The 7700-nt window shown below is 70.9% G+C and carries 5 protein-coding genes; all 5 read right to left on the reverse strand.

Translation table 11 applies throughout. The features are described 5' to 3' along the window. Nucleotides 1–247 precede the first annotated feature (247 nt). On the reverse strand, nt 248–2104 hold the full coding sequence (locus VNO22_07920; GenBank protein ID HXG61284.1) for a PA14 domain-containing protein: 1857 nt from the start codon (nt 2102–2104) through the stop codon (nt 248–250). Nucleotides 2105–2118: 14 nt separating this feature from the next. Then, nucleotides 2119–3435, reverse strand: coding sequence for a PQQ-binding-like beta-propeller repeat protein (locus VNO22_07925; GenBank protein ID HXG61285.1), 1317 nt, complete (start codon nt 3433–3435; stop codon nt 2119–2121). A gap of 173 nt (nt 3436–3608) precedes the next feature. Further along, entirely contained in the window at nt 3609–4400 is a 792-nt protein-coding gene (locus tag VNO22_07930) for a hypothetical protein (GenBank protein HXG61286.1), read from the reverse strand. After that, nucleotides 4397–7102, reverse strand: coding sequence for a PEP/pyruvate-binding domain-containing protein (locus VNO22_07935; protein HXG61287.1), 2706 nt, complete (start codon nt 7100–7102; stop codon nt 4397–4399). The genes VNO22_07930 and VNO22_07935 overlap by 4 nt, the downstream gene beginning before the upstream one ends. Next, nucleotides 7099–7700 (reverse strand): PQQ-binding-like beta-propeller repeat protein (locus tag VNO22_07940; protein HXG61288.1); only part of this gene is annotated, 602 nt, incomplete at its 5' end. The genes VNO22_07940 and VNO22_07935, both read right to left, overlap by 4 nt.

Genomic DNA, 7700 nt, shown 5'->3' on the forward strand with positions numbered 1-7700 from the left:
GAGCGCAGGATCTTGACCTGGGCGGTCTTGGTCTTGGGGTCGGCCGATTCGAGGACGCCCTCGGCGATGACCTGGGATTCGTTCATGAACTGCTGCAGCGGATAGAGCGCTTCGATGTACGCGTGCGCCGCCGCGGGGGCGAGGAGCGCAAGCGCCGCGAGGATCCGCGTCATGGCCGCACCTCCGGGGTTCTCCTGGGACCGCCGAACCTCGATAACGGAGGAGGGGCCGGGCGTTACAGAAGCGCCTATCGGGCGAGGAGCCGGAGGGCGACGTCCTCGAGGAAAGGCGGCGCGGCGAGCCGGCGCTCGCCTCCCGCATGGTCGAATTCCTCCCGCGCGCCGCAGGTCCCGCTCCGGGGGTGCATCCACTCGGCGGTGTACCGGCCGGCCGGAAGGTCCAGGACGATTTCCGCCCGCCGTTCGTTCAGGTCGCGCCCGAAGGGGCCCAGGTTCGACCAGTCGAACTGGAGGGAGGCCTCCGTGCGGGAGGCGCGGAGGCGGCGGAGGTCCGTCCCTTCGAAGTATTCGGCTTTGAGGCCCGGGCCGGCGCCGTCCGGCAGGGAAAAACGCTCGCGCGGGATGATCTGCTTCTTCTGGCTCGGGCTCGACCAGGCCAGGCGGAGAACCGCGCCGCCCGAGCGCTGATAGTACTCGAGGACGATGGGAACTTTCCGGCCGGCCTCCAGGGCGATCGTTCCCGCGTCGTCGCGGGCGGAGGAATCCGTCCAGCGGTCGACGACCAGGCGGCCGTCGATCCAGAGGCGCGCGCCGTCGTCGGCCGTGACGGTGAACGTGTAGGTTTCGGAAAAGCGGGGTTCGAGGAGTCCGCTCCATCGGGCGGAGAAATGACGTCCCCCGAGCGGGACATGGGCGTAGACGGCGTACTGGCGGCCGGGCTCCGCCAGGACGCGCGCTTCGAGGTCCTCCGGGGAGATGCGGCGCAGGACGCCGGGGGCCGGCGCCATGCGGACGAAGTCGAAACCCTCCATGAATTTCTTGAGAGCCCCGAGCTGGCGCCGGAGCGCGGGGCTCCCGCCGCCGGGCGAGCGGTAGTCCAGGAAGGTTCCCCGCGGGTGCTTCGTCGTGAAGGAGTAATCGAGGTGGCTGTAGAGCGCGCCGCCGGCCAGGATGAAGTTCCACCCTTCGGTGCGGTAGAGGACGTCGTCCTTTCCCCGGAAGCCGGTTTCGTTTTCGCCGATGGGCTTGCCGAGCCCCCCGTTCAGGGCCACCGCGTCCGGCGGGACGCAGTAGTGAAAGTTGAAGATCGAAACCGCCGGGTGGGGGTTGACGACTTTCGCGCGGCCGTTGGCCACGTTCTGGGAAATCAGGTGCTTGTGAGGGAGGTCTTTCTCGGCTTCGACGATGGCCTCCGCCATCCGGTGCTGCCACTCGAGCGTGACGCCGCCAAGGTAGGGTTCGTTGCAGATCTCGAAGTAGAGATTGTCGAAGGGGGCGAGTTCCCGGACGATTTTCCGGGTGGTGGCGAGCTGGACCTCGAGGAGTCGCGGGTGCTTGAGGGTGTAGACTTCGTCGCGGGGGACGGGCTTGCCGTCGGGTCCGAGTCCGACGCCGTTGACGTTGTTGTCCGGATGGAGGGGGGAGGCTTTCCAGAGCGTTTCGTCGTAGTTGGGGCACCACAGGTTGACCTCCACGACGACGCCGCGTTCGGAGGCCGTTCGGACGAAGTCGCGCAGGCGTTCGAAGAAGGCGGGGTCCCAGCGGGAAAGATCGAACTTGTTCCCTCCGTGGGCGTAGCCGGGCCGGTCGCTGCGCGCCCAGGGGGCCAGATAGCGGCCCGGCGCCGGGGCGAGGGTGTTGTCCGTGATGCCGAAGGAGCCGGGGACCTCCCGGTAGGTGCCCGCCCAGAGGCGCGTGTGGTTGAGTCCGTCCGCCTGGAGGGTTTCAAGGTAGGCGGCGTAGTCGAAGTCAAGGTTGAGGACCGCGCCGTAGTGTTCGCCCGATCCCACAAGCAGCGTGGGTTTCCCGCGCCAGAGGAAAAGGCGGGGGTTGTCGGGGTGAAGGGAGAGGGGGCGCGGCTCCCCGGCGGTCGGGGCGGCGGCGCAGCCCGCCGCCAGCACGAGAAGGGCGGGGAGACGGCTCATGGGGCGCTTCCCCTTCACGGGCCGATGCAGTAGAGCGCCTTGGAAGTGCGGAGGAAAAGGTTGTTTCCGGAGACGGCGATGGAGGAGAGCGTGTAGTCGTCGTCGAGCTTGTTTTCGGCGAGCACCTTGAACTCGGGTCCGGCGGCCAGCACGGTGGTGCGTGCCTCGGTATTGGTGACGTAGATCTTGCCGTCGGCCAGGAGGGGGGAGGCCCAGTACGTGCCGCGGGGAAGACGCTCCTTTTTGTACTTGGCCTCTCCGGTCCGGGCGTCCACGCAGCTCATCAGGCCGCCGTCGCCCAGGATGTAAAAATACGTGCCGTCCGACACGGGCGAGGGGACGTCGAAGAGGATCTCGGCGCTCGTCCAGAGGAGATTTTTCCGGGTGACCAGACCCTGGCCGCCGGCGCGGAAGGCGAGGGTGGGTCCCTTCTTGATGCACGAAACGAGGATGTCGCCGGCCGCTCCGGGGGTGCAGATCTGGCGGTAGAACTGATCGTTGTTGGGATTGAATCCTCCCATGCGCCAAAGTTCGCGGCCCGTGGCGGGATCGTGGCCGGTGACGTAGTCGCCGCCGGCGACGATGAGGTGGATCCGGTCGCCGACCTTGAGCGGGAAGGGGGTCGTGTAGGCGTCGGGGCCCTCGTTGGGGGAATCGGTCGGCCGGTCCACTTTCCAGAGCAGCCTGCCCGAGGCCGCGTCGAAGCAGGCCAGGTACGAGGGATCGTCGGTCGTCATTCCGTGGAGGACCTGGACGATGATGCGGCCCTCGTAAAGGAGAGGCGAGGAGGCGTAGCCCCAGTTCAGGCCGAACTTTCCGAAGGCTTTCTGCAGGTCGTGGCGCCAGAGGACCTTGCCGTTCATGTCGAGGGCGGTGAGGACGCCGGTGCCCGTGAGCCACCACACGCGCGTGCCGTCAGTGACGGGGGAGGGGCTGGACATGTTCTGGTAGCCCACGTGGCAGTTGCCTTCGGGCAGGACCGCGCGCCAGAGCTCCGAGCCGTCTTTTTTCGAGAGGCAGAGGAGAAGGAGATCGACGCCTTCGCGTTTCCGGGCTCCGCCCATGTTCTTGACGGACTTGGCTTCGGGACCCTGACCGGCGGCGCTCGGGGAGGGCACGAAGATGCGGTCGCCCCAGATCACCGGCGTCGAGCCGCTCCAGGAGGGAAGCGGCGCTTTCCACTTGATGTTTTCGGTTTCGGACCATCGGACCGGCAGGTTGCGGGCGTCGGAGGTGCCGTTGAGGGCGGGACCGCGCCACTGGGGCCAGGGGTCGTCGGCCGCCGCCACGCCCGAGGCGAGGATTGCCGCGATCGCGATGCGCAGGATCATCCGTCCTCCTTGCGGGGTTGCCACGCTTGGATCGTCGCTACTCCTCTATACGCGCTCGGCGGCCCGGCCGTGTCCGCCGGCGCAAGGCTCGAGGCGCCGGAGGAATTCCCCGTCATGCGGCGGTCCACCAGGGGGCGGCCAGCACGTCGGGAACGGCAAGATCCCGCGGCCCGTTACTGCACCCGCAGGGCCCACCGCAGCGGCAGCGCCACCAGAAGCGCCACGGCGAAGTACAGCCCCGCCCAGCCCAGCCCCAGATTCCACCACGCCGGCCCGATCGACGGCCGCAGGCGAAGCTCGATCGCCTGCAGGCGGTCCTGCCCGGGACTCGATTCCTGGAAGACCGCCACCGGCTCCGGCGGCCGGCCCCCCCGCGCCGCCACGGGAAGCGCCACCTCGTACGAGCGGTCCTCGTGGCGCACGACCAGCGGAAACGTCCCCTCCCGTTCCGCCCGGATCTTCCACGAGGCCCGGCCCGCCTGCGGCGCCGCGACGGCCGCCCCTTCGGGACGCAGCCCGTCGCACGGCACCACATGCGCCCACCCTCCCGCCCGGTCTTCGAAGTGGGCCACGACCTCCAGCGTCTCCCCCGGACGCACCCGCTCCCATGCCAGGCGCGCCCCGCACCAGAGCGCCACCACCCCCACGACCGGCACGCTCCAGAGCGCGGGCTTCAGGGACCCAAACAGATATTTCCCGCTGATCCGCCGCACCAGCGCGCCCAGCCGCGCCGCTTCCTCCCGCCGGCCCGCCCGCCGGGCCTCGCGCAGTCGCGCTTTCAGAAGGCGCAGATCCTCCCGGCAGCGCGCCAGAAGCGCCTGGCGGCTGGCGTACTTCTGAAGCGCCATCACCGCCGCCCCCGAGAGCGCCCCCACGAGCGCCACCGCCCACGGGCCGGGAAGGTACCCCGTCCAGCCGAGCAGAAGATCCAGCGGCGCGTAGAGCGCCTCGAGCGCCGTCTTCATGGCCGCCCGCCCTTCAGAATCTCCACCCGCCCCCGTCCGCCGTCGATCCGCACCGGCGCCCCGTCCGGAAGAAGCCGGGTCGCCTGCGGCAAAACCACCGCCGGAATCCCGAAATCCCGCGCCACGATCGCCCCGTGCGAAAGCATCCCGCCTCGCTCCACCACGAGCCCCGCCGCGTGCACGAAAAGAGGCGTCCAGCTCGGATCCGTCGTCGGACAGACCAGCACATACCCCGACGTCAGATCCCCCGCTTCCTCCGGTGAACGGAGCACCCGCGCCGTTCCCGTCCCCACGCCCGCCGCCACCCCGAGCCCTTCGAACACCCCGTCGCCCGCCGCCGCCGGCGCCTCCCGGCCGATCGCTTCGGGGTCCGACGCCCGCAGCACCTCCGGCATCGGCAGCCGCTGAAGCGCCTGCCAGCGAAGCTTGCGCGCCTTGATCGCCTCCTCGAGCGCCTCCCGCTCGCGCGCGAAACGCTCCAGCTCCCCCCGCTCGAGAAAGTAAAGATCCCTTCCCAGCTCCCACCGCTCCGCCAGGGCCTCGAGCGCCTCCCGCACGAGCGCCACCGCCCGCACGAACGCGTCCTTGCACCGCTCCCGCCAGGGGATATGGCGCTGCGCCCCCGCCAGATCCGCCCGGACCTCCTCCTCCAGCGACCCTGCGCCGTGCCGGCGGAGCAGCTCCCCGAGCGACGCCTCCGCCTCCAGCCGCTCGCGCTTGCGGCGCTCATGAAGCTCCGCCGGCGACGGCCCCGCGGCCCTGCGGTACTGCTCGATCCGCTGACGCGGATACGACGGATCCTCCGCCCAGCGCGGCTCGGCCAGCTCCAGCTCGTTCACCGCCCGGTGGCCGTACTCCTTCAGGAACTCCTCGAGCGTCCGCTCCCCCCGCGCCACCCGGTAGAGGGCGATATTGGACTCGACCGTCGTGTCCCCTTCCAGCCCCGAAAGAAGCCGCGCCGCCAGCGCCCGCCCCTCCTCCGGCCCGAGCGCGAGCTCCAGCGTCCCCGACAGCCGCCCGTGGTAGTAGCCGGCGAGAAACCCCGGTTTCAGGAACTCCGCGCCGAAATCATTGAGCGCCCGCTCGCGCTCCGCCACCTCGCCGAGCAGCTCCCCCACCGTCAGCGTCTCCAGCCGCCGCTCCCGCGCCCGCACCACGTACGCCTCGAACGCCGGAAGGACCCGGCTTTCGAGATCCCTCAACCCCCCTCGCGCCGCCCGCCGCAGGAGCCGCCCCGCCCGGATCATGAGGAAAATGTATCCGGGGAGCTTCAGGAGAAATCCCGCCCCCGCCCGTTCGACGTTGAACTTCGTGGGACGGCCCGCCAGGACTTCCGCCGAGCGCGCCGCTCCGTCCACGTCGTACTCCATCGGGAAGCGCCCGAAGAAAAGCTCCGCCGCGCGCTCCAGATCCGCGTAGATCCGCCCGCCCACCAGGTCCAGGAACCCCTCGCGCCGCACCCGCGCCGAGGGGACGAACCCGAGGTCCTCGTAGAGCCGGAGAAACCCGTTCCCCATGAATCCGCGCCCCACGATGTCCCACGTCAGGGGCGTCGGCGCGGGCAGCGTCTCGGCCAGGTTGTGGATCGCCCAGGCCGCGCGCGGACGGCCGGCCGCGCGCTCGGCGAACCGGCGGATCTCCTCGCGGCGGATTTCGGGAAGCGCCCGCGCGATCTCCAGCCCCCGGATCGGACGCCCCTGAAGGAGCACCGCGCGCCCGTCCGCGATCCCCCACTCCACGTCCACCGGCGCCCCGAAGTACTCCTCGACGCGCAGCCCCAGCCGCGCCAGCTCGATCACCTCCGCGTCCGTCACGCACGGCGCCTCCGCGGTGCGCACGCGGCGCTCCAGAATCCGCAGCGACCCGCGGTCCACCTGGAACGCGTCCGGCTCCACGTGGCCCCGCACGATCGCCTCCCCCAGCCCCGGCGACGCTTCGATCACGATCCGGCCGTCCTCGGGACGGTTGGGATCCTGCGTGAACAGAATCCCGGAGCGCTCCGAGGGGAACATCGCCATGATCGTCACCGCCGTCCCGGGGAGCCCGCGGATGTCGTGCCGCTCCCGGTACGTCACCGCCCGCGGGCTCATCCAGGAATCGAACACCGCGCTCACCGCCGCCGCGAGCATCTCCCACGGATCGTCGGGAAAGGGGCGCCCCGCCGCGTCCCGGAAGGCCGCCAGCGCCCGCCGCGCCTGCTCCTCCGCGGAACCGTCGATCCCCTCGAACGCGCGGGGATCGATCCCGCAGACCGTTTCCCCATAGCTTCTCACGTAGTCGCGCAGGTCCCGCCAGAACCGCTCGCGGTCCGGGTAGCAGTCCACCAGGTCCGGCCGCAGCCCCACGTTGAGAACGGTGTCCATCATGCCGGGCATGCTGACGGCCGCCCCGCTGCGCACCGCCACCGTCAGCGGCCGCGGCCCGCGGCCGAGCGTCCGCCCCGTGACCGCCTCGAGCCAGGCGAGCGCCGTGCGGATTTCCGCCTCGAGCCCCGCCGGCCAGGCGCGGCCCGCCGCGTAGTACTCCGCGCAGCAGCGGGTTTCGACCACGAATCCCGGCGGCACCGGCAGCCCCGCCCGCGTCATGGCGACGAGACTGTAGCCCTTTCCCCCCAGCGCCTCCTTCGAGGGATTCTCCTCGGCCGCTCCGGGGGCGAAGCAGTGGATGAACCGGAGCCGCGGCGGGGCGACGGAAACGCTCATCGTTTGGCCTGCGCGGTGGGAACCCCGATCGCCACCAGGCCCCTCTTGGACGTCCCCACCCAGATCGTCCGGGCCGCCAGGACGGGCGGGCCCGCGGGGGTCCCGATGTGATCCTGATCCTTGTAGTTCCACAGCCACTCGGAGGCCGCCAGGTCGTACGCGGCGATCCGGCCTTCGCCCGCCAGAACGACCGTGTCCTTCCAGAGCGCGGGCGCGACCGGCCGGCCCGCCACCGGCAGGGGATCCCTCGCCTTGCCGTCGGCGGCGCGGAACGCGGCGATCCGGTCGTCCCCCGTGGCCACGAGGACCCACTCGGACGAAGCGACCGGATACGAGATCGGCGCCGCGTCCAGCTCCTGCCGCCAGAGAAGGCTTCCGTCCGCGATCGAGCGCGCTTCGAGGAAACCCTGGGCGGTTCCTTTCCCCGCGGCGGCGACGAAGACGCGCCCGGCCGCGACCGACGGGGCCCCGAGCGGGGCGGTCTCCGGCCGCGCGCTCCAGAGCCGCGCCGGGCGCACGTCGCTCAGGCAGCGGATCTCGCCCTCGGCCGCTTCGAAAAGAAGGTTGTGCGCCCACGCGCGGGGCGCGGGCCCGGTCG

This window comes from Planctomycetota bacterium (assembly GCA_035574235.1).
Classification (GTDB): Bacteria; Planctomycetota; MHYJ01; order MHYJ01; family JACPRB01; genus DATLZA01.

Excerpts from the sequence above, each read along its gene's own strand:
- VNO22_07920 (HXG61284.1), bottom strand. The coding sequence starts at position 2,104 with ATGAGCCGTCTCCCCGCCCTTCTCGTGCTGGCGGCGGGCTGCGCCGCC.
- VNO22_07925 (HXG61285.1), bottom strand. The coding sequence starts at position 3,435 with ATGATCCTGCGCATCGCGATCGCGGCAATCCTCGCCTCGGGCGTGGCG.
- VNO22_07930 (HXG61286.1), bottom strand. The coding sequence starts at position 4,400 with ATGAAGACGGCGCTCGAGGCGCTCTACGCGCCGCTGGATCTTCTGCTC.
- VNO22_07935 (HXG61287.1), bottom strand. The coding sequence starts at position 7,102 with ATGAGCGTTTCCGTCGCCCCGCCGCGGCTCCGGTTCATCCACTGCTTC.